Origin of the sequence: Hahella sp. HNIBRBA332 (assembly GCF_030719035.1) — a bacterium.
In the GTDB taxonomy this organism is placed as follows: domain Bacteria; phylum Pseudomonadota; class Gammaproteobacteria; order Pseudomonadales; family Oleiphilaceae; genus Hahella.
Genome location: NZ_CP132203.1, coordinates 4,511,717 through 4,532,617, shown reverse-complemented (window position 1 = coordinate 4,532,617; position 20,901 = coordinate 4,511,717). Strand labels below are relative to the sequence as shown.

At 52.3% G+C, this 20,901-nt stretch carries 21 protein-coding genes; 14 read left to right on the top strand and 7 right to left on the bottom strand.

Translation table 11 applies throughout. The features are described 5' to 3' along the window. The first annotated feature begins 98 nt into the window (after positions 1-98). The 3 genes from aceE to O5O45_RS20055 all read left to right on the top strand — a co-directional run bounded on the left by aceE (position 99) and on the right by O5O45_RS20055 (position 5,437). A complete protein-coding gene (gene aceE / locus O5O45_RS20065) occupies positions 99-2,753 on the top strand; it encodes a pyruvate dehydrogenase (acetyl-transferring), homodimeric type (RefSeq protein ID WP_305901126.1) in 2,655 nt (884 codons plus the stop codon). Between the two features lie 15 nt (positions 2,754-2,768). Continuing rightward, the gene (gene aceF, locus O5O45_RS20060) at positions 2,769-4,403 is read left to right on the top strand and encodes a dihydrolipoyllysine-residue acetyltransferase (protein ID WP_305901125.1); all 1,635 of its coding nucleotides are present in this window, start codon (positions 2,769-2,771) and stop codon (positions 4,401-4,403) included. Between the two features lie 320 nt (positions 4,404-4,723). Then, positions 4,724-5,437 carry a tetratricopeptide repeat protein gene (locus O5O45_RS20055; RefSeq protein WP_305901124.1) on the top strand — a complete coding sequence of 238 codons (714 nt, stop codon included), beginning with the start codon at positions 4,724-4,726 and terminating at the stop codon, positions 5,435-5,437. 63 nt (positions 5,438-5,500) lie between these two features. On the opposite strand, the gene O5O45_RS20050 is transcribed toward O5O45_RS20055, so the two are convergent. After that, a complete protein-coding gene (locus O5O45_RS20050; protein ID WP_371747859.1) occupies positions 5,501-6,355 on the bottom strand; it encodes a hypothetical protein in 855 nt (284 codons plus the stop codon). Between the two features lie 236 nt (positions 6,356-6,591). On the opposite strand from O5O45_RS20050, the gene O5O45_RS20045 reads away from it, so the two are divergent. Then, on the top strand, positions 6,592-6,942 hold the full coding sequence (locus tag O5O45_RS20045; RefSeq protein ID WP_305901123.1) for a hypothetical protein: 351 nt from the start codon (positions 6,592-6,594) through the stop codon (positions 6,940-6,942). Between the two features lie 127 nt (positions 6,943-7,069). Here the strand turns inward: O5O45_RS20045 and O5O45_RS20040 are convergent, their stop codons facing one another. Continuing rightward, positions 7,070-7,882, bottom strand: a complete 813-nt coding sequence (locus O5O45_RS20040; protein WP_305901122.1) for a hypothetical protein — start codon at positions 7,880-7,882, stop codon at positions 7,070-7,072. A gap of 142 nt (positions 7,883-8,024) precedes the next feature. Next, positions 8,025-8,951: a DMT family transporter gene (locus O5O45_RS20035; RefSeq protein ID WP_305901121.1), complete on the bottom strand. Its 927-nt coding sequence runs from the start codon at positions 8,949-8,951 to the stop codon at positions 8,025-8,027. Positions 8,952-9,125: 174 nt separating this feature from the next. On the opposite strand from O5O45_RS20035, the gene O5O45_RS20030 reads away from it, so the two are divergent. Further along, on the top strand, positions 9,126-10,004 hold the full coding sequence (locus tag O5O45_RS20030) for a helix-turn-helix domain-containing protein (protein WP_305901120.1): 879 nt from the start codon (positions 9,126-9,128) through the stop codon (positions 10,002-10,004). Positions 10,005-10,012: 8 nt separating this feature from the next. On the opposite strand, the gene O5O45_RS20025 is transcribed toward O5O45_RS20030, so the two are convergent. Further along, positions 10,013-10,897, bottom strand: coding sequence for an SDR family oxidoreductase (locus tag O5O45_RS20025; protein ID WP_305901119.1), 885 nt, complete (start codon positions 10,895-10,897; stop codon positions 10,013-10,015). A 165-nt stretch (positions 10,898-11,062) separates the two neighbouring features. On the opposite strand from O5O45_RS20025, the gene O5O45_RS20020 reads away from it, so the two are divergent. Next, positions 11,063-11,980, top strand: a complete 918-nt coding sequence (locus O5O45_RS20020; RefSeq protein ID WP_305901118.1) for a LysR family transcriptional regulator — start codon at positions 11,063-11,065, stop codon at positions 11,978-11,980. Here O5O45_RS20020 and O5O45_RS20015 read toward each other — a convergent pair. Next, positions 11,977-12,972, bottom strand: coding sequence for a DUF4124 domain-containing protein (locus tag O5O45_RS20015; protein WP_305901117.1), 996 nt, complete (start codon positions 12,970-12,972; stop codon positions 11,977-11,979). The two genes, O5O45_RS20020 and O5O45_RS20015, sit on opposite strands and share 4 nt — an antisense overlap. 472 nt (positions 12,973-13,444) lie before the next feature. Here O5O45_RS20015 and O5O45_RS20010 point away from each other — a divergent pair, with 472 nt between their 5' ends. From O5O45_RS20010 to O5O45_RS19990, 6 genes are all read left to right on the top strand, one after another. Beyond that, positions 13,445-13,918 carry a hypothetical protein gene (locus tag O5O45_RS20010; protein ID WP_305901116.1) on the top strand — a complete coding sequence of 158 codons (474 nt, stop codon included), beginning with the start codon at positions 13,445-13,447 and terminating at the stop codon, positions 13,916-13,918. 318 nt (positions 13,919-14,236) lie between these two features. Beyond that, positions 14,237-14,926: a hypothetical protein gene (locus O5O45_RS20005; protein ID WP_305901115.1), complete on the top strand. Its 690-nt coding sequence runs from the start codon at positions 14,237-14,239 to the stop codon at positions 14,924-14,926. 93 nt (positions 14,927-15,019) lie between these two features. Beyond that, positions 15,020-15,730 carry a PEP-CTERM sorting domain-containing protein gene (locus tag O5O45_RS20000; protein WP_305901114.1) on the top strand — a complete coding sequence of 237 codons (711 nt, stop codon included), beginning with the start codon at positions 15,020-15,022 and terminating at the stop codon, positions 15,728-15,730. 116 nt (positions 15,731-15,846) lie between these two features. Then, on the top strand, positions 15,847-15,924 hold the full coding sequence (locus tag O5O45_RS32025; RefSeq protein WP_371748010.1) for a PEP-CTERM sorting domain-containing protein: 78 nt from the start codon (positions 15,847-15,849) through the stop codon (positions 15,922-15,924). Positions 15,925-15,936: 12 nt separating this feature from the next. Next, positions 15,937-16,632: a PEP-CTERM sorting domain-containing protein gene (locus O5O45_RS19995; RefSeq protein WP_305901113.1), complete on the top strand. Its 696-nt coding sequence runs from the start codon at positions 15,937-15,939 to the stop codon at positions 16,630-16,632. A 128-nt stretch (positions 16,633-16,760) separates the two neighbouring features. Continuing rightward, complete coding sequence (locus O5O45_RS19990; RefSeq protein ID WP_305901112.1) at positions 16,761-17,756, top strand: hypothetical protein; 996 nt, start codon at positions 16,761-16,763, stop codon at positions 17,754-17,756. Here the strand turns inward: O5O45_RS19990 and O5O45_RS19985 are convergent. Continuing rightward, positions 17,713-18,180 (bottom strand): GNAT family N-acetyltransferase, encoded by a 468-nt coding sequence (locus O5O45_RS19985; protein ID WP_305901111.1) that lies wholly within the window; start codon positions 18,178-18,180, stop codon positions 17,713-17,715. The two genes, O5O45_RS19990 and O5O45_RS19985, sit on opposite strands and share 44 nt — an antisense overlap. A gap of 179 nt (positions 18,181-18,359) precedes the next feature. Here O5O45_RS19985 and O5O45_RS19980 point away from each other — a divergent pair, with 179 nt between their 5' ends. Together O5O45_RS19980 and O5O45_RS19975 are read left to right on the top strand one after the other, a co-directional pair. Further along, the gene (locus O5O45_RS19980; protein ID WP_371747858.1) at positions 18,360-19,148 is read left to right on the top strand and encodes a PhzF family phenazine biosynthesis protein; all 789 of its coding nucleotides are present in this window, start codon (positions 18,360-18,362) and stop codon (positions 19,146-19,148) included. A 103-nt stretch (positions 19,149-19,251) separates the two neighbouring features. Beyond that, positions 19,252-19,755, top strand: a complete 504-nt coding sequence (locus O5O45_RS19975; RefSeq protein WP_305901110.1) for a hypothetical protein — start codon at positions 19,252-19,254, stop codon at positions 19,753-19,755. A gap of 45 nt (positions 19,756-19,800) precedes the next feature. Here O5O45_RS19975 and pbpG read toward each other — a convergent pair whose 3' ends face one another. Beyond that, the gene (gene pbpG / locus O5O45_RS19970; protein WP_305901109.1) at positions 19,801-20,742 is read right to left on the bottom strand and encodes a D-alanyl-D-alanine endopeptidase; all 942 of its coding nucleotides are present in this window, start codon (positions 20,740-20,742) and stop codon (positions 19,801-19,803) included. Between the last annotated feature and the right edge of the window lie 159 nt (positions 20,743-20,901).

The following is a 20,901-nucleotide window of genomic DNA, read 5'->3' as shown; positions in this document are numbered from 1 at the left end:
GACTCCGGAACATTTTTTATGGTGCGTGGGCGCTCACAAGGCGTCGGCGCGTCCGGTAACACAATTACAATCAATCTAGCTCTACAGGAGTAACCTCTATGCATGATGATGCCGATCCTATTGAAACCCAGGAATGGTTGGATTCGATGGAATCCGTCCTGGAGACCGAAGGCGTCGAGCGTGCAACCTACCTGCTGACACGGTTGGCGGAGCGGGCGACGCGCGACGGGACGCAACTGCCTTATTCCATTACGACTCCCTATCGCAACACAATTCCGCATACTAAAGAAGCGCGTATGCCTGGCGACCTGTTCATGGAGCGCCGCATTCGTTCATTGGTGCGCTGGAATGCTCTGGCGATGGTGTTGCGTGCAAACAAAAAGCCTGGCGAGTTGGGCGGACATTTGTCCTCGTTCTCTTCTATCGCCACTCTATATGATGTGGGCTTCAACTATTTCTTCCACGCTGGCGACGACAAGCGCGAAGGCGATCTGATTTACTTCCAGGGCCATACTTCCCCTGGCGTATACGCCCGCTCTTTCCTGGAAGGCCGCTTCTCTGAAGAGCAGATGGACAACTACCGCAGCGAAGTTGACGGTAACGGTCTGTCCTCTTATCCACACCCTTGGCTGATGCCTGATTACTGGCAGTTCCCAACTGTATCCATGGGGCTGGGCCCGATTCAGGCGATCTATCAGGCGCACGTGATGAAGTACCTGCATAGCCGTGAACTGACTAATATGGAAGGCCGCAAAGTGTGGTGTTTCGTTGGCGACGGCGAGTGCGACGAGCCTGAAACTCTGGGCGCCATCGGTTTGGCCGGCCGTGAAAAGCTGGACAACCTGATCTTCGTCATCAACTGTAACCTGCAGCGTCTGGATGGACCGGTGCGCGGCAACGGCAAAATCATCCAGGAACTGGAAGGCATCTTCCGCGGCGCGGGTTGGAACGTATTGAAAGTCGTTTGGGGACGTCTGTGGGATCCGCTGTTCGAAAAAGACGACCACGGTCTTATGCAGAAGCGTATGGACGAAGCGGTCGACGGCGAAATGCAGAACTTCAAATCCAACGGCGGCGCTTACACCCGTAAGCACTTCTTTGGTAAGTACCCAGAACTGCAGAAAATGGTTGAGAACATGTCCGACGAGGACATTTACAAGCTCAACCGCGGCGGTCACGACCCCTACAAAGTGTACGCGGCCTATCACAATGCGGTAAATCACAAAGGTCAGCCGACTGTGATTCTGGCGCATACCGTTAAGGGGTATGGTTTCGGCGAGCAGGGCGAAGCCCAGAACACCACGCACCAGTTGAAGAAACTGGATATGGAGACGGTCAAGAAATTCCGCGATCGCTTTGGCGTGCCGATCTCCGACGACGAGATCGAGAATCTGCCGTACTACCGTCCGGCGCCGGACTCTCCTGAAGCGCTGTACATGAAGAAAATGCGTGAAAGCCTGGGCGGCTTCCTGCCCAAGCGCCGCAAAGACTGCCAGCCGCTGCAGATCCCAGGTCTGGATGCATTCGACGCTGTACTAAAAGGCAGCGACGGTCGCGAAATCTCCTCCACCATGGCGTTCGTGCGGGTGCTCAACGCGTTGGTTAAAGACAAACAGATCGGCGGTCGCGTTGTTCCGATCGTTCCTGACGAAGCCCGTACCTTCGGTATGGAAGGCATGTTCCGTCAGTTGGGTATTTATACTTCCGAAGGTCAGAAGTATGTGCCGAACGACCGCAACCAGATCATGTACTACAAGGAAGACAAGCAAGGTCAGATCCTTGAGGAAGGCATCAACGAGGCGGGCGCCATGTCCGCGTGGATTGCTGCGGCGACGTCCTACAGCACCAACGATTACCCGTTGATCCCGTTCTATATTTACTACTCCATGTTCGGCTTCCAGCGCGTTGGCGATCTGGCCTGGGCGGCTGGCGACATGCGTGCGCGCGGCTTCCTGCTGGGCGGCACCGCGGGCCGCACTACGCTGAACGGAGAAGGTTTGCAGCATCAGGACGGCCACAGCCACATTATTTCGGCGACCATCCCGAACTGTGTTTCCTATGATCCGACTTACGGTTACGAAGTAGCGGTAATCGTTCGCGACGGTCTGCGTCGTATGTATGGCGAAAACGAAAACGTCTACTACTACCTGACGCTGATGAACGAGAACTACGAGCATCCTGCGATGCCGGACGGCGCCGAAGAAGGCATCCTGAAAGGGATGTACCTGTTCGAAGAAGGCGCGAAAGACGGCAAGGCGCGTGTTCAGCTGCTGGGTTGCGGCGCGATCTTCAACGAAGTGCGCGCAGCGGCGAAACTGCTGAAAGACGACTTCAGCATCGACAGCGATATCTGGTCCGTCACCAGTTTCACCGAGCTGGCTCGCGAAGGCCATCACGTACGTCGCTGGAACATGCTGCATCCGGAAGAGCCACGTCGCGAGAGCTACGTGAAACAGTGTCTGAAAGATCGCGAAGGTCCGGTTATCGCTTCTACTGACTACATGCGTCTGTTCGCTGATCAGGTGCGTCAGTTCATTCCTCAGCAGACCGTCCATGTACTGGGTACGGACGGGTTTGGTCGCAGTGACACCCGCGAGAAGCTGAGACAGCACTTCGAAGTCGACCGTTACTACGTAGCTGTCGCAGCGCTGGATTGCTTGGCTCGGGAAGACAAGATCGAACGTTCAGTGGTGACTGAAGCGATCCGTAAGTACGGCATCGATCCTAACAAACCGAACCCAATCTACGCCTGATAGAAGGAGACTGACGTGAGTAATATCGAAGTCAAAGTTCCTGACATCGGCGGAGCGTCCGATGTTGAGGTTATTGAAGTCTGCGTGAAGCCTGGCGATGAGGTGAACGCGGAAGACTCTCTGATTGTCCTGGAGTCTGATAAGGCCACTATGGATATCCCTTCTCCTCAGGCGGGTAAAATCGCCGAGTTGAAGATCAAGGTGGGGGATAAAGTATCCGAAGGCGACCTGATTCTATTGATGGCGGGCGAAGGCGCTGCGGAAGCGCCTGAACCTGCGCCGGCGCAAGAAGAGAAATCAGCCCCGGCCCCAGCGCAACAACCTGAGCCTGCTGCGCCTGCGGCGGCTCCTGCCGCATCAGGCGGCGTACAGACGATTCCTGTACCGGATATCGGCGGCGCTGAAGGTGTAACGGTTATCGAGATCTCCGTAAAGGAAGGCGATACCGTTAAGGTTGATGATCCTATTCTGGTGCTGGAATCAGATAAGGCGACGATGGAAGTGCCATCGCCTGTCGCTGGCGTTATCAAGAAACTGCTAATCAAAGCCAACGATTCCGTTAACGAAGGCGACGCCATTGCTGAAATCGAAGTAGAGGGCGCCGCGCCTGCGGCGGCTCCTGCTGAACAAGCCCCTGCACCGTCCAAAGCGTCTGCGGAGCCTGCTAAAGCGGCTCCAGCTTCAGCGCCTGTTAGCGCGCCGGCGCAGCAAGAGTCCGTTCCAGCGACGTCCGGCAAAGTACATGCTGGCCCTGCTGTGCGTCGTTTGGCGCGTGAGTTCGGCGTTGATCTGGCCTTGGTCAAAGGCACTGGTCCGAAAGGTCGTATCCTGAAGCAGGATCTGCAAACCTTCGTCAAGAACGGAATGCAGCAGCTTAAGGCTGGCGCTGCTGGCGGCGCAATCAGCTCTGGCGCTGGCTTGCCGACGGTGAAACTGCCTGACTTCTCGCAATTCGGAAAGATTGATCGTCTGCCGATGAGCAAGATCCACCAGGTGACCGCTGATAATATGGCGCGCAATTGGTTGGTAGTTCCTCATGTCACCCAGTTTGACGATGCGGACATCACCGATTTGGAAGACTTCCGCAAAGCGCAGAAGACGGCGGGGGAGAAGAAAGGCGTCAAGCTGACTCCGCTGCCCTTCCTGTTGAAGGCGTGCGCCTATGCGCTGGAGACTTATCCGCAGTTCAACGTTTCGTTGGATATGGATAAGAAAGAAGTCATTCAGAAGCATTACATCAACATCGGCGTGGCGGTGGACACCCCCGCAGGTCTGGTGGTGCCGGTTATCCGCGACGTCAACAAGAAGAGTCTGTGGGAACTGGCGCAAGAGTGCGCGGAAATGGCGGCCAAGGCCAAAGATCGTAAGCTCAAGCCGAACGAAATGCAGGGCGGCTGCTTCACTATCTCCAGCCTGGGTAGCTTGGGCGGCACTGCGTTTACGCCTATCGTGAATACGCCCGAAGTGGCGATTCTTGGCGTGTCCAAGGCGCAGATGAAGCCTGTGTATGAGAACGGCGGTTTCGTGCCCCGTTTGATGCTGCCGCTGAGCTTGTCCTATGACCACCGCGCCATCAACGGCGCCGACGCTGCGCGTTTCACCTCTTTGCTGGGTGAATTGCTGGGCGATATCCGTAAGTTGCTGCTGTAGTCGCTACAACGTCAACGACGTGAAAAAGGCCGGGATTTCCCGGCCTTTTTGCGTTCTGGCGCCGCCCTTCTATTGCGGGCCTGTTCTCTATACTCCTCATTGAGCAATCCATCACAGCTTTAAGGTCTGCACGGAATTTCGCTTGTTCTGGCCAAACGGCTTTGCTAGTTTTTTCTGATCGTCGGCTGCGCACGTTGATATCAGGGCGGAGACGCACGGGCGCAACCTTAGGCGTTATCGAACAAGAAGTATAAAATTGCGTCACCTTGCGTAGTTGTCAACGAGGCAAGGGTGACAAGGTCGTTTCTCGGGGACAAGACATGGTCAGACGAATTTTCAAGCTCATCACTACCGCACTTGCCGTTGTGCTGCTTTCCGCGCAAGCGGCGTTCGCCGTCACTATGACGGAAGTGGCGGAGGCCATTAAAAAGAACGACATGGATAAAGCGTTCGATGGCCTGCAGGTGTTGGCGAATCAAAAGCATCCTGACGCTCAATTCCTGCTGGCGATGATGTACGAGAAAGGTCGCGGCACGGAAGCGAATCAGGAGAAGGCGGCGGAATGGTATAAAGCCGCTGCGGAACAGGGACACCCTTCCGCGCAGAATAATCTGGCGCAGCTCTATAATCAGGGGCGCGGCGTGCCTCAGGATCATAAAGAGGCGGTAAAGTGGTTCTCCAAAGCCGCTGACGCCGGTAACGCCACTGCGCAATACAATCTCGCTCTGCGTTACGCCAAAGGCGAGGGTGTGGAGAAGAATTTGGGGAAGGCGTTTGAGCTTTACCGCAGCTCCGCCGAACAAAACAACGTGTTCGGCCAGTTTAATCTGGCGTATTCCTACGCTACCGGCGAAGGCACCGATAAAAACATGGTGGAGGCCTTGCGCTGGGCCATGTTGAGCGCCGAGAAAAAGTTTCCTCGCGCCATTCAGTTCGTCTCTTTCCTGGGCTCAAAAATGTCACAGGAAGAGATATCCAAAGCGGAAAAACTCGCCAACGAATGGCGGAAAGACAAAGGGGTTAGCGCTCAGTAAACGTCAGCTTCCATCGTAAGCGCCTGCCTCGTTGGCGCTTGCGGCATTGTTCGGGCCGCCGCGCTACAAGGGATTGGCGTACCACAGGCTTGGATTGTTCAAGGGCGTATCGGCGGGCAGCAACGGGTTCTCCAAGTCGATGATTGTTCGTTCCTGCAAGCGGGCGCGCTCGATTGCCTGCAAATAAAATTCGTTGAACAGGCGGGTGAACTCACCGTTCGCCATCATTTTTTCCAGCCCGTCTTTGATCGCCCAATACAAACTTGGATTTTTGCGGCTGACAAAGTAATACACCGCCGCGGGATAACGAATCAATAAGTGCGGTTCCGCGCGCAAGCCGGAATATGTTTCCAATTCCGGCCAGATCTCGATCAAGGCTCGGGGAAAGGCGTCGACCCGCTCCATTTCAATCATTTTAAACATGGAGTGGTAGTTGGCGTTGCTTTCGACCTGCAAACCGTTGTGCTGAAAGATGTTCAGATCCGGCCAATCATGACCTTGCACGAAGGTGATTGCGCGCAAGCCCTCCAGTGAATGGATACGAGAAAACTTCTTCATATTGTTAGGATGAACAATACAAAGTCGCCAACCGATCAGGCCTTTATAAATCGGGATGCGTATGGGAGAGAGTTCTGTTTCCCGCTCTTTGCTGGTCATGGCCCAGAGAACGTGAACGCCCTGATTGTTGCGAATCAGGTTGATGGCGCGGCCCTGCAGAATAATCTCCTGGCTGGATTCCAGTTTGATGTCTACGCCGCTGGTTTTAAGCGCCCTCTCCAGAAGTTGGACAGGATATTCATTGCGTTCATCGAACTGTGTATGGGAACGGGCGTAAATAGCGACTTCCTGCGCCGACGACCAGTTCGGCGCCAGCATCCAAAGTAGAACGCCGAACAAGACAACCCTCTGTACCATCACGCCGCAAACCTCGCTATGGAAAACCCCCACGCCTACACAAAAAGTGTAGTTAATGCTGAGTCTTTGTCGTTATTTCGTGGCGTGCTGCAGAGTCGATGACATTTCCTGTTTCCATCTGGCGTATTACACTTCTCAACATTGGTCGCTGCGGACAATGACGCAGGAGCGCCCCGGCAGAGGCGTAACAGAGCGTAATAGGGCGGGTCATATGGCTTTGCTAGCCAAGGCCTGGAACGATGTTCAAGGTGCGAACGCAAATCGTGAAGCCATTAATCGTTGCGATGATGCTTTTTCTCGCTATGCACAGGGCATGGGGACAGGGTGCGATGGAGCTGTCTTTGCGCTACGGCGAAACCCTTCGCTACGAAGGTATGGAGTTTGAGGTCGCTTATATTATCGATACGTTGAGAGCGGATAAACGCGTCTCGGAGTATTTGATTGGGCTGCATATCATCGACAACGCAGGGCGCGAACTCATTGAGCTTTCGTCGGAAGAACCCACTTACTGGCGCGAGTATGTGCTGCGATACAGTTACGCTGATCGTGAACACGTCAGAGTTCATATCACGTCCGAGCTATCGCGATAGTTTTTGGTGATAAGTGTTTGCGCGCTATTCCCGAATAGGGGGCGGAACCTGAATGAGATGGAAGTGCGGCGGTAGCGCCAACAAGATATGGAGAGCGGCTCAATCAAAATAGAGGGAAGCGAAAACGCTATCCCTCGTTCTTGGAGAAGTAATGCAGGTTGGTCACGGTGCTGTCCACCGCCAGGCGTCGAACTTCCTCCATCTGTTTGGAGTAAAGAGGGGAGCCTTGTTTGATTTCCCCTTCATTCAAACGTAACTCACGTTTCAGGCGATGTTTGCGTTTTTGCAGTTGCGCCATTTCTTCCGGCGGCAACCCCAACTTATCGTCAAACGCTTCATAGGCCCGAATGGTCTCATAGGCGCGCTTATATTCTTTCTGGCTCTCCAGGAGCGCGGAGAGCTCGTTGACCGGAAAAATCACGCGGCGCCAATGATCCGCCAACGGGTTTTCAAAATGAAGATCGATAATGTCGTTGATGGCGTCCTGATAAAAAGCCAGCGCGATGCTGGGCTGGCGTTTGCTGAAATGAGCCGCCTCGGTGATCTTATAAGCGATCTCATTATCTCGCTGGATGATCGGGTCAATCAGACTCCAGTCCAGTCCATCCGGGCGCACCTCTATCAGGGCGGTTTTCAACTGTCCTTTCTTGGCGGGCAGAAAGGATAAACCGGGGCGGTTGATTATCTTGGCGCGGGCTTTTCCGCCGGCCTGCAGATATCTGGCGATCAGCGTATTGCAGATCTGCCCCAGACGCATCCCGGTATCCAGGCGCGCTTCCAGCACATCAGAACCTGCGCTGGCTTCCAGCGCGCGTTTAAATATGACGGCCTGTCCTTTGCGCCAATCAGCGTCAGGGTTATCGATGACGACTGACAGCGTCAGCTTTTCTTCGACCCGAAAAGGGTCCACCGCCGATGACGGCGTACGGGTTGTATTCATTGCGGCGATCCTGCGAATTGTTCCGAATTGTTATTATTTTGTCAGTAAATGTTGGACCGCAAATCATACAATGAACTTATGTAAATTCGAATCATTTTTAACGAGCTGCGCTCAATTCTGTGAACGCCGCCAACCCTCGCCATCAGGGGCTGTGCGGGTTGGCGGCGACTTCACCGCGGGCGCGTAAAAACTTGCGGATTTTATCGACAGAGCCCTGCAAAATGAGATTGCCCGACAACACCAGAACCAGCCCCGCGATATTCAATCCATCCCACTCGTACCCCTCGTAAATGGACGACAGACTCAGTGCGACCACTGGAAATAACACGGTCGCATAGGCGGCGTTGTTGGCGCCGATGCGCGACACCAGCATCAGGTAAGCGGTGAACCCCACGATCGTTCCTGGAATGGCCAGATAGAGCAGACTGTAAAGATATTCCGGCCGCTCATCCCACACGATGGGAGTGTTGGAGACGCAGATAAGCGTTAATAGAATCGCTGCGCCATATAGCATGGCGAAAGCGTTGCTGGTCAAAGGCGTCAGTCCCTGACGGCTATGTCGTACGCTGATCATATTGCCCAGAGAGAAGAAATAAGCGCCAACTGCAGCCAGTCCGAGGCCTGTCAGCGCCTCAGTAGACAGTGTATTGACGCCCAGTTCGCGCCAGAACAGCAAAGTCAGTCCCACTACGCCGACGGCGCCGGCCACATACACGCGCCCAGCGGGTTTTTCCTTCCATATCAGCCAGCTATTGAATGCGTTGTAGAGAGTCGCCGCTGAAAAGACGACGGAAATGACGCCGCTCGCCACATACTGTGCGGCGTTGTAAAAGCAGATGAAATTCAGGGAGAACAAGCAAGCGCCCTGAAGTAGAAAAAACAGGTGGTCTACCGCCCGAGTGGGCTGTAAACGTCGACACAGCAGCAGAATTGGCAATAACAAGCTTCCCGCCAACGCAAAGCGAAAGAACACTGATGTCAGTACGGGCGTTGAGCCCAATTGGAAATGGATGGCGATCCAGGTGGTCCCCCAGATGAGGACAGTGGTCAGATAGAGCAGGGCGTTCATAGAGGCTTTCCATCGTGCATGGCATTGATGCACAGAGCTTAAAAAGGCATGAGGGCATATGTCTTTGCTGAAATTGCTCTTTTTGCACAATCTTGCGCATTTCTGCCTGTCGCCGGCTTGTCAGCCAATCTCCGACCGGTTAATTTCTGGGTTAACCCCACTTATTGTCATGATATGCGTAAATCTTTCACCAACAGCGTTGATCTCACCTTGAGTCGTTCTTCCGCAATACGGCTGGACTACCTGCGCCTGAATGAAGATCTGGCGCTGGCGCGATGGGCGAACCGGCAGGATCGGGTGCGCTATCAAATGGTGGGACATCACACGTTGAGCATCTATCTGCGCGGGGGAACGGAAACCTGTCGTATCGACGCGCCTGAACGTTACGGCGGGCCGGGTAAAATCTGCCTGATGCCGGCTGAGCATGACTCCACCTGGCAGGTCAGCGGGCCTCTGGAGTTCGCGCATCTCTATTTTTCCGAGGCCAGTTTCAAGCAAATGGCGTTGAGCTTATGGGATATGGACCCGCGTCGCGTAGAGCTGCCGGATCTGGCCTATGCGGACGATCCAGAACTGACGAGGCTGGGACATATCGCCGCGCTTCAGCCGGATGGGCTGATAGGCGCTGATAATCTGGCGTTGCAGCAAATCAGTTATGAGATGATGGCGCATGTGCTGCGTCGTTATGCGGTTTTTCGCAGGCCGGAAGCCGCATACAAAGGCGGGTTGGCGCCAGCGACGAAAAGAAAAGTACTGGAATATATGAAGGCGCATTTTGGCGAAGATCTGTCGCTGGAGCGCTTGGCGTTGGTGGCGGGACTCAGTCCCTTCCACTTCGCCCGGATGTTTAAAATCACCATGGCGGAGGCGCCGCATCAGTACTTGCGTCGGCTGCGCATTAACGCGGCGAGAGAGCTTCTGGCGCAAGGGGTGGATCTGGCGGAAGCGGCTTTGATATGCGGATTCGCCAATCAAAGTCACTTTACGCGTGCGTTCAAACAAGTGGCGGGTGTAACGCCAGGGAGCTATCGTCGCCAGACGAAGCTCCCATGAGTCACGGTTTATGCGAAGGACTTGATATAGTCGCGCACAGACTGTGGCTTGCGCCCGAGGATACGTTCAATATCGCCGGATACCGCCGCATATTCGTTCTGCTTGGTGGCGGCGAAAATGCCCAGCAACGCCTCCACCATGAATGGCGGCAAGCCGACTGACTGCAGGATTTCGCCAAATGCCGCCGGCTCCGCTTCAATAACCGTTACTTGCGCGCCCCGAGCTTCGCCCAGGATGTCTGCGACATCGTACAGACTTAACGCCTCTGGACCGGTTAACTCGTAAGTGCGGCCTTCGTGTCCTGACTCCAGCAGCACGGCGGCGATGGCGTCAGCGATATCTTCATGAGTAATAAACGCTACTTTGCCGGCGGCGCCAGGTTGCGCCAATTGATTGGTTTCTTTCGAGTGCGTCAGGCCTGAACTCAGGTTGGCGACATATTGGTTGTTGCGCAGGATGCTGTATTGCAACCCAGACTCCTTCAGGTACTGTTCTGTGTCCTCATGAATGCGAGCGAAAGTGAACGGACTTGCTGCGGTTGGGTTGACGAAGCTGGTGTAAACCACGCGTGTGACTCCCGCTTTCCTGGCGGCGTCAATGGCGTTGCGGTGTTGACGAATGCGCACATCCACCGGGGCGTCGCCAGAAATGATCAGCACGGTATCGGCGCCGTTGAAGGCGGTGAGCAAGGTCTCCGGTTGATCGAAGTCCGCTTTGACAATTTCATTGCCGGGCGCCGCCAGCGCTGCAATTTTCTCTGGCGTGCGTGCGGAGAAGGTCAACTGATCAGCGTCGCCTGCGCGCGCTATCAGCGCTTTTGCGACCAGCGAGCCCAGGCGGCCGCTGGCGCCGGTGATAACGATTTTGCGAGTGGAAGGAATCGATGCGTTCATAGTCTGCTCCTCATAATGTCTGTTGCTAAGCGAAAGCCTGTTTGGCTAAAAGATGGACACACTATAATTTTCTTTATGCGTCCAATAAATGCAGTAGAATGACCTTCTTTGTTGCGTAATCTGAACAAATAAACATCCCATCCGCATATCGGGGAGGCGCTGACGATGGATAGACTGACGGCTATGAAAGTGTTCGCTGAGGTCGCCGCCCGCAAAAGTTTTACGGCGGCGGCGGACAATCTCGATATGTCGCGGGCGATGACCACCCGTTATGTCAATGAACTGGAAAGCTGGCTGGGCGCGCGCCTGCTAAACCGCTCGACCCGGCGAATCTCTTTGACTGAGGCGGGTGAGGCTTGTCTATTGCGCTGTCGACAGATTCTCGACATAACCGATGACGTAGAGGCCGTCGCTGGCAAACGGGAGACTGAGCCCTATGGGTTGATCCGAATCACCACTAGCGTGGCCTTCGGGCAAGTACATTTAGCGCCGGTCGTGGCGGAATATCTCAAGCGTTACCCGAAAACCCGCGTGGACATGCAGCTGCTTGATCGTAGCGTCAATCTGATTGAAGAACGTATCGATCTGGCCATACGCACCACCAATGATCTTGATCCCAACCTGATCGCCCGTAAGTTGACGGATTGTCGCTCCGTAATCTGCGCTTCCCCGCAATATCTAAAAGAGCGGGGCGCGCCCAGAACGCCAAGAGAGTTAACGGAGCACAACTGTCTGACTTATTCGCACTTTGGCAAAAGCCAGTGGCGCTTTACGCATAAGAAGACCGGCGCCGTCGACGCCGCTGAAGTGACGGGCAACCTTAGCGCCAATGAAGTGCTGGCGTTGACCAACGCCTGTACTGCAGGCGCAGGGATCGCCATGTTGCCGACCTACATGGTGACGGATTATGTAAAGCGCGGAGAGCTGACCGCATTATTGACCGATTGGGAGGCGCTGCGATTGGGTATGTTTGGCGTCTATCAGTCCCGCAAGCACATGCCCGCTACCTTGCGCACGCTGCTGGATTTTTTAGTGGAGCGTTTCGGCGATACGCCGCCCTGGGATGACGACATCTTAGGCTAGCGGAAGCGCCGCCAGGACTTCAGTGAGCAACTGATATCTCTGCGAAAGCTATGGCGGTCTATGCCCGGAAGTTTGTCCAGCACGGCCTGTAAGGCTTCGTCAGAGAGTTCATTCTTTTTCTGTTCGACTGTCTCCATAAGCAGGTCGCGAGCGAAATGGCCGCCACTGGCATTGGTGGCGCCTAGCTTCAGGCGCTCTTCTTCAGAAACCGGGCGATACTTGATCAGAGTATCCAGCTCGTCGCAATCCACATTTTTATCCGCCTCGCATTTTTCCGGCGCGTTGAGCAGCCAGTCACGAACGGCGCTGCAGCTTTCACGATAATCCTTCTGGCACTGCGTCTCCAAGGCCAGTTCATCGCAATAGAACCCGCTGTGTTGCAGGCAGCTCCAGTCTTTGTCAGAAACATTGGCGTGCAGGGGGAGCGAGCGTCCGAGGTCCCGCACGCCTACGGCAGGGGGACGCCAATCGATAACAAAGCGCGCGGTGTCGCAACGGTCGGTCGTACAAAGCTTTTGTAAGGCGCAGACTTTCCAGAGATAAACTTCTTCGCAAGATTTGCCGAATCGGAGCTTGCAGACGCGGGTGTCTTCTTCAGAAAAACAGTCGTCATTAACGTCGTCGCAAAGGACGTCTTCAGTTTTTGCGGACTCAGAAACGCTAATGACAGAGTTTGAACTGGAATGGGAGCCGGGCGCATTGGGCTCTGAAGGGATATTTTTAAAACGCGCTTTGGCCTCATCGGACAGCAATCTGACGCCGTCTATGGCGGATGTGGGGGTAATAACTTGCGCGTCGCTGTCAGCGGGGGCTGCGTCGGAATAGTGGACAGTTCCTTTGGCGTCGGTCCATTTATAGATTTCCCCCCTGCTGCCTGTAGAAAACGTGAGCAAGACGACGGACATGAACCCCATCAATAAATGCATCATTGATCGGAGAGGGGCTTGCTGGCTATTGGGGAGCTTCATCGCAGTTTGTGGTGAACGGCGCATATATACAGTCCAGTGCGACACATACTCAGCTGGCTACTAGCTGACTATTAAGTTACGGAATTATAAGCGTTCTTCGATGAATAAATAATAGTTGTTGTCACGTTTTATTTGGTCATAAATATCCGCTATATACGGGCTCTGTGCTGTGAAAACATGGTCTAACCCGTGCTTGAAGGTAACCAGTATATTCTCTAAATTGGAGGTTGAATCATTAATAAACAGGCCCCGATCAAATCACGGGGTCGTCGGACTTTTCTTCACCGCCTGAGAAGTCTCAAGCTGGACACGATTGTCAGCGTTGAGAAGAGGTTTGCGTCAACGGACCTAACGCGTCGGTTTGATGTCCATCATGAAAGCAGACGCCCGCTTGCGCTATAAAGAGCCTGGTATTGCGATGGCTCTTTGATAACAAAGTACGTTGCGGGAAGAGCGATGACGCAAATCAGGAATCAAGGGAAACACGGAGAAGGACATGAGATACATTGCGACAATCGCTTTGGCGCTATTACCCGCACTGACGCCCGTCTATGCTTTGCCCACTTTTGATATCACGCCTGCTTTTATGGGGATCCATCACGATGGATTAGCTGGCGATCATTCGTCGTCAACGGATGAGTGGCAATATGCGCCTTTTGCCGGAGATATAGCGCCACGCAACCTGATTCGGGCCATGACGACTCCTGCTTCATCTATAGCGGGACTCACAAGTTCGAACTTCTCATACTCCAACCGTGCGACTACGCGGAAGTTGTATTATGCGTCTGGCGTTAACAGCGATGCGGGTTGGTATGAAAAGTTGATAGTGATTCCAGAGCCAGCCACTAATACGCTTCTGCATACTGCGCTGCTTGTTATGTTGGGAGTGAGGGCGCGCAGGTCCATTATCAATGAGAAGCAGGTCGCTCTATTCACTGCTTTTTGTTGCAATAACCGGCCTTTGGGATGACGGTCTTGTGGTAGTAAAGTGACAAAATATCACATGAAAACAATGCGTTGAATGTCCCGCGGCGATACATTATAGTGCTTGAAATAACATAATAACTTATCGGCTGTAGAGCCCTCTACAAGCCAATTCGACTTCTCTTCACGCCAATAAATAAATCCTGCGTCATTGCGATGCAAGAAACCGTCTCGCGCCAAATATGGGTTGTATTGGCGTTGGCGATATTAACCCTCGTGAGTTTGCTTTTGACACCTTACGGAACGTCCATTGACGGAGTGTCGGCATGTATCACGATCATATGGAAGATCAATAGGATTGATAATGAAACTCTCCAGAACTTTACTGTGCGCAGCGATGGCTGCGGGATTGGCTGGGCAAGCTAATGCGGCCCTGATTGAACTCGGCTTTGAAGGCGTAGTCGACACTGTGACGAATGGCGCTGGTAGCGCGCCATATTCTTATGCGGACTGGGTGACTGGAAAAATTCAGTTCGACTCAAAGTCTCCGGATTTAGACCCCGTTGATGTAGTGGAAGGTCCTGTGGTAATCACACATGGCTTATATCTGAATGCGTTGACGGATATGAAGTTGAATATCAACGGCGATAACTTTGCGTTTGATGCTTCGAAAGAAAATCAAATCGAAGTGACAAGTGACACTAGCGCTGCGCTTAACTTTAACTTCGACGTTACAGCTTGGTTAACTTCAGAAAGTGGCATGAGCCTGAAGGTCTCCTTTAAAGCGCCGGATGCAGTTAGAGGAATGATCGATTACCCGGAATACCCAGACTATATACCGGACGCCTTGCCTGAAAGTGGTTATGGCGGATCTGGTGTATGGTTTACCGCTGAAGCCTACGATGATGAAGATGAACTGCTATACACATTGTTTACTCCAGGCTTCGGCGATATGAATGCTTCTGAGTTCAAAAAGGTTCCTGAGCCTTATACGGCGACCATCTTGCTGATGGGCGTTGCTGGACTGGTGGCTCGACGCCTGAAGAAAGTCTAAACGATGATGTATATGCCGTTTTGCATTCAGCAAAGTGGTTTCCCTCAAAAATATAATTTTGTTTGTCCTCTCGTAAGATCAATAGGAATGATAATGAAGCTTACTACTACTCTTTTATCCGTATCTATATTTTCCGGTATTGCCTTCCAAGCCAATGCGGCCCTGGTTGAAATGGACTTCGAAGGTGTTTTTAGCGAAGTGGAATCTGGCGACTCCCCTTATGAGATTTGGGGCGATATTTTTTATGGAACCATTCAGCTTGATTCGCGTACGCCTGTTTCTGAATACAGTACTGAGTCTACTAATCACTCTGGCGATGTATGGGTGGATTATTCAGGGAAGTACAATAATGCAATTACAGACTTTAGCTTTCTGATTGGTGGAGATAATTATCATCTTGATGGGGCTGCTTCCAATGATGTGACGGTTGCTGGATATGTAACTTATGATGAAGAAGGAAATATGTCTGGATACAACTATTATACATTTTCCTTTTCGGCATGGCTGGAGTCGGTTGATGGTAAAAAAGTGAAAATAAGCTATCTGGGATCAGATGCATATAGAGAAAAGGGCCCAGGTAGCGATGTTCTCTATGCTTTGCCTACCGAGGGGTATGGCCCATCCAGTATGACTGGAATTGATCTTGAAGGGTACGATGCAAGTGGAAACATGACTTATAAGATTAAGTCAATATCCTCAGATAGCGCTAGCTACGAGTTTAAAAAGGTCCCTGAGCCTTATACCGCTTCAATGTTGCTAATAGGGATTGCGGGATTAACCGCAAGACGATTTATAAAGGCGTAATAACCTAATGATTTGCTGCCCTGGCATCCGCTGGGGTGGCTTATTTCTGAGAAATCAGAGTCTTATTATTCATATGGACGCTCAATAGGATTGGCAATGAAGGTGATGGCTTTAAAGTGGTTTCTGAGCCAGCGTCTATCTTGTCAATTTTCCTTGGCCTGATTGGCTTGGTAGTTAGAAAGTATAAAATTTAAATGGAGTAACCGATGAAATTAACTACAGTTTTTTTGACATCTATCTGTGCTTTTGGCGCTTCTTTTTCAGCACATTCTGCTCTTATTGAAACGGACTTAAATGGTGTCTTCGATACATTAGAGATTGGAAGTGGCCCATATCAGACTGGTGATGATATGTTCTCTGGATTTTTTCAGTTCAACTCAAACGCATCAGTTTCTGAGTATAGTTACAAGGACGAAAAATATAACTTTATGCATTATTCTGGTAGCTATGATAATGCTTTTACTGAGTTTTCCTTTATATTGGGAGGGGATCGTTATCACCTGAGTGATAGTGGCTCTAATAACATAACTATAAGTGGCTATGTTCAGTATGCGGAAGAAGATGGGACTGAGCTTCACTCCGAGTATTATGACATGTCATTTTCTGCATGGTTAGAAACAGATAGCGGCGATAAAGTAAAAATTGGCTATCAAGCATATGATGGAATAAGAGATACTATTACCGGCCCATTGTTTTCTCTTCCAGTTGATGGAGATGGCCCTAATTCAGGTAATTATATGTATCTTGAAGGGTATAATGAGTTTGGCGAGATGACTTACCGGTATGGATCAACCTATAACAGTGATTACTTTGTTTTTCGAGAGGCTCCTGAGCCAGCAACATACGCGATGTTGTTGTTGGGCGGTATTGGACTGGTCGCCAGACGCCTGAAACGAGCCTGATTTTATCCTTTCTTATCAATAAAGAGGCCAAAGGCCTCTTTATTTGTTTCCACCTCGGCTATTTGCAAGGCTTAAATTCTCTATAGTGGCTAAAATATCTTGAAATCACGCGCCAATGAGCTGTTGCAATGCCCAAAGAGTACCGCCTGTCCAACCAAGTCAATCAGTTATTAAAGCGCTGTCTTCTTCACGCCTTTGTTTTAGTTGCGGTGTGGATGGCGTTATTTGGGCCATGGCGAAACAGGGTTTTTGAGTGGCTTCCCTATCTGGAAAAGCATGGGACGGAGCTTTTCGTCGTTTTCCTATTTGTCTGGTCGGTGCAGTTGCTTCGTTTTATACGCCGAGGCGCTATTTCCACCATTGCGTTGCAGGATAATGCGGTTCGGCTGACTTATAGCGGTTACTTTTCGGATGAGCCCATTACTGAAAGAGCGCTAGAGGCCAAAGATATTTTTTACATTGGTAAGCGAGGTTTTAATCTCGCGCTAGTGACTTCTGAGGGGCGTATTGAGCTGGGCGTTTCCGCCGCCGTGAATGAGTTTCTAAGCGACTTACAAAATATTTTCCTGCTGAATAAAACGCACTATCAGAGCCTCGATAAATCTCGCTTGTATGACATTTTTCAGGCCTTGCCGGCGGGAGCGCAGGCTGAGTTGGTGGGAGAGGTCATTAACGAAAAAACGGAAGCGGAGGCGCTTGAGCGCCAGCGGGAGTACTTTACGGAAAGTGAAGAAAGCGAGCCTTTTGTTCTCGGTGGAAATGTATACGAGCTTCGACGTTTCAAGACGCTGCCAAAACTTTCTATTTCAGTTTGTCCCCGGTGTGCGAGCGCATCAATATTAAGCGGTGAGCTACGTAATGTGCATGCTGTTCCGCTTGAGCTCGACGACGCGAAAGCGGAGGGTATACGCCAAAGGCTAACTAACTCGCTTCCGTTGCTGGATACTCGAATATATGCATGTTTGTCATGTGGGCTGGTGATAGGACAGACGCAATCTGGCAACTTGCAAGAGCAGGTCAGGAAGTATGGGCCGGAGGAGCTTCGAGCAAAACTGGAAGAAATGTCCGACCCGGGAGGCTCTACTTCCAGAGCGAATGCATCTGATCATCCAGACGCATCGTGACTTTGTCGATACCCTCGCCAAATCCGTCAATTTCGGACTTTTCTATCGCAAAGCCATAGCGGGCGAAGAAACCTTGGGTGTGTTGTGAGGTTTCAATCATGATGTCTTTTCCTGCATGGAGGCGTTTTGCTTGCTCCAGCCGATGCCTTAGCAGCTGTTCGCCCAAACCCGTTTTATGTCTTGTTCTGGCGAGCATGCCCCAGGATAAATAGACTGTGTCCTGATAGAGGCGTAGTCCGCCGCAGCCTACGAGCTGACTATCCAGCAGGGCGACGTAATACCGGTTATCGTCAGCCTGGGTTACGCTATCGAGGAACTCACTGAATTGTTCTCTTTCATGAGGCGCGAAATATTTGTCGAGATTGCTGTCGAAAACACGGAGGCAATCCTGTTTATGGATAGCGGAATAAAGTTTGATTTCCATGGTGCGTGCTCCTGATTTTGCCACGTCCTGCCTGTTGGCCATACAGATCGCAAGATTAAGTTGCAAGTTGCTGTTCTGCAAATGATTATTGGAATCCGTCGGATTTGATTCCACGTCGGTCGAAAATGACGTTAGGGATCTTGTTGTCCGTTTTCGAAAGAAGTCCCTAAGCGAGGAGAATGATGGATATAAAGCTTTTTCAGGTTGACGCCTTTACCGATGAAATCTTTGGAGGTAATTCTGCGGCGGTGTGTCCATTGGAGGCCTGGTTGCCTGACTCTGTGTTGTTGAAGATCGCACAGGAAAACGCCTTGGCGGAAACGGCCTTCTTTGTGCGCGAAGGGGATGCGTTTCATCTGCGTTGGTTTACACCGGAAATAGAGATGGATTTATGCGGCCATGCGACCCTCGCGGCAGCGCATGTTTTGACGACGCACCTTGGATATGAGAGTGACTCCATTGTATTCACTTCTCTTAGTGGAGAGTTGCGAGTGACCAGGCGGGAAGGGCGGTTGACCCTGGACTTTCCCGCCCGGCCGCCGAGTGCGGCGCAGGCGCCGATGGAGGTGCTGGAGTCGCTTAATATCCTGCCGTTGGAAATCTTGCGCGCGCGCGACATCGTGTTGGTTTACGCTGACGAAGAGGCGATCCGGGCGCTACAGCCAGATAGAATGCTGATGGATCGCATTAACCTGGATCCTGGTGGTGTAGTAGTGACGGCGCCGGGGAAAGAGGTTGATTTTGTATCCCGTTTTTTTACGCCGCAGGCGCATATATTTGAAGATCCTGTCACTGGGTCCGCGCATTGCTCCCTGGCCCCATACTGGGCTGCTAGGCTTGGCAAGACCTCGCTGACCGCAGCGCAGTTGTCGCAACGTGGAGGCCGCATGGACTGTGAAGTGTCCGGCGACAGGGTGCTGATATCCGGATCTGCAGTGACTTATTTGCGCGGCGTTATTTCGATCTGAGCAACGGCGTTGGCGTTGGCCCTAAGGAGCGTTTTTCTTTTGCGCCGGTTATGCCATTATCCAGCTTATACTTTGAATTTTGTTGAGATCACGGCGACTGCGGATGACCCCCGGCGAATCAGAAAAACTTGTACTGGAACATGACGCAGCCCGTTTGTTTATGCGCCACTATGAGCGTCTAACGGGAACGCCTATTCGGCATATCTGGCATAACCAACCAATCAAACCGGATGTTTCCTGCTTTTTGAATGGCGAACGCCTGGATCTGGAAATCGCTCACTTATATGGTTCGGAAAAAGAAGCCATGCAGTTGCTGGGGCGAGATTTGGATAGCCATACATTGCATGAGTTACAGGCGTTGGAAGAGTCCGGCGCCGATGGGCGCCTGCTCCGGGCGCTGAATCGGATACTTGCCAATAAAGCGCTGAAGACCTACAAAAGCGAGCGGGTATGGCTGGTCATTCGCAATGCCCATCCCGCATGGCGAGCCGATGAAATTCGGGAATTGCAGCACTGCATTCAGGTGCCTGACAGCCATCCATTCGAGCAGATATGGATGGTGGCGGATATGAAGGCGGAAAGCGGCATCGTGCAGTTGTTTCCCTGACGGAAGCGACGGCGGCGCTGTTGGGGGCGCCGCCGTCAACTAACCTTAACTCTGAGTGTCGTCGTCCATCGCGGCGGTCTGGAACACTCCTGAGTTTTTCTCCTGTTCATACTTGAGCGCAGCGCCAGCGACTGGCGCGCTTTTGCCGGTGACGATCCACTGTTTTATGCGGTTGGCGTCACCTACGGGCGTACGTCGGCCGTAAGAGTCCAGCAGCACCATAGCGACGGGGCGCTCGCCGACATTGGCGAGCATTACCAGACAGCGGCCAGCTTCGTTGATAAACCCGGTTTTGCTCAGATTGACGCCCCAATCACCTTGGCGCACCAAGAGATTCGTGTTGCGGAATTCCATTTCGTTTTCAGTTTCGCCCAGCTTGATCATGTGGCTGGGAGTAGTGGTGTAGTCGCGGATGAGTTTATAACGTGACGCGGCGGAGACCATCTTGACCAGATCCGATGCGGTGGAGACGTTTTCCATGGACAGTCCGCTGGGCTCGACAAAGCGCGTGTCGCGCATACCCAGGGCTCTCGCTTTATCGTTCATGGCGCTGACAAAGGCCGTCATGCCGCCAGGGTAGGTACGACCCAGCGCCAGCGCGGCGCGGTTTTCTGAAGACATCAGGGCCAACAGTAACAGTTCACTACGAGGCAAAACTGCGCCAATGCGTATCCTGGAATAAGTGTTTTTCCAGGTATCGACGTCCTCTTCCGTAATCGTCAGCATTTCGTCCAGCGGCAATTCCGCATCCAGCACCACCATGGCGGTCATCAGCTTGCTGATGGATGCGATAGGCGCCACTGTTTCCGGGTTTTTGGCGAACAACGTGACGCCGCTCTCCACATCCACCACCTTGGCGTTCACAGAACCCAAACTGATGTTTGCCGTATCCAGGCTTTGCAGGTTTTCAGGGAGAGTGGTTTCAGAATCAGCGAGTACAACCGAGGAGCAGAATAAAAGAGACAGAGCGATCAGGATGTTTTTCATAAATGGCGCAACGTTGTAGTCAGGTCTGAAAAGTATCTTGCCGCACGAACCCCGACCGTAAACGGGTGTAAGGCGTTAAACAGGGTCTATTGCTCTAGCATAGACCAATTGTGTGATTTTGCACCCATGGAGCGACAAAACTACACAATTCTATACCTT

Excerpts from the sequence above, each read along its gene's own strand:
- O5O45_RS20055 (WP_305901124.1), top strand. The coding sequence starts at position 4,724 with ATGGTCAGACGAATTTTCAAGCTCATCACTACCGCACTTGCCGTTGTG.
- O5O45_RS19995 (WP_305901113.1), top strand. The coding sequence starts at position 15,937 with ATGAAATTAACTACAGTTTTTTTGACATCTATCTGTGCTTTTGGCGCT.
- O5O45_RS19980 (WP_371747858.1), top strand. The coding sequence starts at position 18,360 with ATGATGGATATAAAGCTTTTTCAGGTTGACGCCTTTACCGATGAAATC.
- O5O45_RS20000 (WP_305901114.1), top strand. The coding sequence starts at position 15,020 with ATGAAGCTTACTACTACTCTTTTATCCGTATCTATATTTTCCGGTATT.
- O5O45_RS20020 (WP_305901118.1), top strand. The coding sequence starts at position 11,063 with ATGGATAGACTGACGGCTATGAAAGTGTTCGCTGAGGTCGCCGCCCGC.
- O5O45_RS20005 (WP_305901115.1), top strand. The coding sequence starts at position 14,237 with ATGAAACTCTCCAGAACTTTACTGTGCGCAGCGATGGCTGCGGGATTG.
- O5O45_RS19985 (WP_305901111.1), bottom strand. The coding sequence starts at position 18,180 with ATGGAAATCAAACTTTATTCCGCTATCCATAAACAGGATTGCCTCCGT.
- O5O45_RS20025 (WP_305901119.1), bottom strand. The coding sequence starts at position 10,897 with ATGAACGCATCGATTCCTTCCACTCGCAAAATCGTTATCACCGGCGCC.
- O5O45_RS20035 (WP_305901121.1), bottom strand. The coding sequence starts at position 8,951 with ATGAACGCCCTGCTCTATCTGACCACTGTCCTCATCTGGGGGACCACC.
- O5O45_RS19975 (WP_305901110.1), top strand. The coding sequence starts at position 19,252 with ATGACCCCCGGCGAATCAGAAAAACTTGTACTGGAACATGACGCAGCC.
- O5O45_RS20045 (WP_305901123.1), top strand. The coding sequence starts at position 6,592 with ATGTTCAAGGTGCGAACGCAAATCGTGAAGCCATTAATCGTTGCGATG.
- O5O45_RS19990 (WP_305901112.1), top strand. The coding sequence starts at position 16,761 with ATGCCCAAAGAGTACCGCCTGTCCAACCAAGTCAATCAGTTATTAAAG.
- O5O45_RS20040 (WP_305901122.1), bottom strand. The coding sequence starts at position 7,882 with ATGAATACAACCCGTACGCCGTCATCGGCGGTGGACCCTTTTCGGGTC.
- O5O45_RS20010 (WP_305901116.1), top strand. The coding sequence starts at position 13,445 with ATGAGATACATTGCGACAATCGCTTTGGCGCTATTACCCGCACTGACG.
- O5O45_RS20015 (WP_305901117.1), bottom strand. The coding sequence starts at position 12,972 with ATGCGCCGTTCACCACAAACTGCGATGAAGCTCCCCAATAGCCAGCAA.
- pbpG (WP_305901109.1), bottom strand. The coding sequence starts at position 20,742 with ATGAAAAACATCCTGATCGCTCTGTCTCTTTTATTCTGCTCCTCGGTT.
- O5O45_RS20030 (WP_305901120.1), top strand. The coding sequence starts at position 9,126 with ATGCGTAAATCTTTCACCAACAGCGTTGATCTCACCTTGAGTCGTTCT.
- aceE (WP_305901126.1), top strand. The coding sequence starts at position 99 with ATGCATGATGATGCCGATCCTATTGAAACCCAGGAATGGTTGGATTCG.